This is a genomic window from Luteibacter sp. SVR4-7G (genome assembly GCF_056755555.1).
On the sequence record NZ_JBPGXO010000121.1, the window covers coordinates 1 to 247 of the forward strand.

Annotated in this window: 1 protein-coding gene; it reads right to left on the reverse strand. The window is 63.2% G+C overall.

Annotation, left to right across the window (positions count from 1 at the left end; translation table 11 throughout):
• Positions 1-184: hypothetical protein (locus ACR9ZH_RS18470; RefSeq protein ID WP_481292222.1), on the reverse strand; the 184-nt coding region annotated here is incomplete at its 3' end.
• Between the last annotated feature and the right edge of the window lie 63 nt (positions 185-247).

Here is a 247-nt window from a genome sequence, read left to right on the forward strand (position 1 = left end):
TCCGCCATTCGTGCGCCGTGCCCGACAGGGTGCAGCCGTTGTCGGTGGCGTCGATCGCATAACGCATGGTGAAGACCCTGCCGAACGCGGTGGATCCGAGCAACGCGATGTCCTGGAGCAGTTCGCTCAGTTCGTCCTCGTCGATCCGCGTGCGGATCGTGTCCTCCTCCAGTTGCACTCTCATGCGTTCGCCTCGCGCCATTCATCGGGGGTATTGCAGTTGACCAGCAGCCGTGTGTCCAGACCG